This is a genomic window from Nocardioides sp. (assembly GCF_024509035.1).
In the GTDB taxonomy this organism is placed as follows: Bacteria; Actinomycetota; Actinomycetes; order Propionibacteriales; family Nocardioidaceae; genus Nocardioides.
The window spans coordinates 3,364-5,057 of the sequence record NZ_JANINT010000160.1 but is presented as its reverse complement, the minus strand read 5'-3'; the positions used below and the strand labels follow the sequence as shown (position 1 = coordinate 5,057).

The window sequence follows — 1,694 nt, the reverse complement described above, 5'->3', positions numbered from 1 at the left end:
TGCCGCTGACGCCTGAGGACGTGAGCAACAAGCGCTTTACTCCCGTCCGGCTCCGCGAGGGCTACGACATGGGCGAGGTCGACCAGTTCCTGGACGAGGTCGAGGCCGAGCTCGCGCGTCTGACGAAGGAGAACGAAGACCTCCGGTCGAAGCTGGCCGCGGCCCAGAGTGGTAGCGGCGCGCCGAGCGAGGCCGCACCCCAGCGCGCCGAGGAGAAGGCCCCCGACCAGGAGCCGACGCCGGTGGCGACGCCCAGCCCGATGGTGGCGGCGAGCCCGGTCGAGACGATCCGGGTGGAGACGGTCCCCGAGGCGTCGAACGCCGCGGCCCGACTGCTCGAGATCGCGACCCGCAACGCGGACGAGCTCGTCGAGGACGCCAAGAACGAGGCCGACAAGATCGTCGGCGAGGCCCGCACCAAGGCCGAGCGACTCGAGTCGGAGTCCAAGGTCAAGGCCGACCGCATGGAGTCCGACGCGCGGACCCGTGCCCAGATGCTCGACTCCGAGACCGCCGAGCGCCGCCGCCAGATGTTCGGCGACCTCGAGAAGGAGCGCGACAAGCTCAACGGTGAGGTCGAGAACCTCCGCTCCTTCGAGCGCGAGTACCGCTCTCGCCTCAAGAGCTACTTCACCCAGCAGCTGGAGGCGCTGAGTGGGTCCACCGAGGCCCCGATGTCCTCCGGTGACGAGGCTCCGGCGCCCAAGCGCCTGCGCTCGATCCTGGGCGAGGACGACTCCTGAGTCGTACTCCTGCGACGTGACGCTGCGGCCGGCCCCCTGGGGCCGGCCGCGGCGTCGTTCCGGGCTTCGCGGGTTCGTCGGAGACGGCACGGTGTGCCGCATTGGTGGGTCTTGGCCTCACCGGCTACCCTCCACGCACACCTGCGGCTGCAGCTGCAGTCGCTGAGGCCTGAGGAGGCCCGACCATGGCTCGCTCCACGAGGAAGTCGCTCGCTGGCCAGGCGGCGTCAGCCGCCCGCAAGGTGATCGGTCGCCGACCCGCCAAGGCGGCGCCGGCCGAGCCGGTCGCCGCATCCTCGAAGAAGAACGGATCCGCCACGAAGGCGGCTGCGGCGAAGAAGGCGGCTCCTGCGACGAAGGCGGCCCCGGCGAAGAAGGCGGCCCCGGCCACGAAGGCGGCCCCGGCGAAGAAGACGGCTCCAGCGAAGAAGGCGGCTCCTGCGAAGAAGGCGGCCCCGGCGAAGAAGGCGGCCCCGGCGAAGAAGGCGGCCCCGGCCAAGAAGGCGGCCCCGGCCAAGAAGGCGGCCCCCGCCAAGAAGACCCCCGAGAAGTTGACGACCCCGGCCGCGACCCCGGCCCCGGCCACGAAGGCAGCTCCTGTGACCAACCCGCCCGCGAAGAAGGCCCCCGCCAAGAAGGCGCCCGCCACGAAGGCGTCCGCCAAGAAGGCGCCGGTCAGCGCGCTGGTCGTCCAGGAGGGCGAGGCCTCGTGGACGAAGGCGGAGCTGAAGGAGGTGCTCGACGAGCTCCACGAACAGCGCGAGCACAGCGCCGAGGTCATCGCCGCCCAGGAGAACGAGCTCGACGGGTTGATGCGCGACTCGGGCGACGGCGCAGGTCAGGACCAGGCCGACCTCGGGGCGACCAGCTTCGAGCGCGACCACGAGCTCACCGTGCTCAACAGCGAGCGCGACAAGCTCGCCCAGATCGAGCGTGCGCTGACGCGCATCG

2 protein-coding genes are annotated in these 1,694 nt (G+C 71.4%); both read left to right on the top strand.

The window, feature by feature from the left end; all coding sequences use genetic code 11:
- Nucleotides 1–743 (top strand): DivIVA domain-containing protein (locus tag Q0L15_RS12510; RefSeq protein ID WP_296604771.1); only part of this gene is annotated, 743 nt, incomplete at its 5' end.
- Nucleotides 744–928: 185 nt separating this feature from the next.
- On the top strand, nt 929–1,694 hold a 766-nt coding region (locus Q0L15_RS12505; protein ID WP_296604770.1), incomplete at its 3' end, for a hypothetical protein.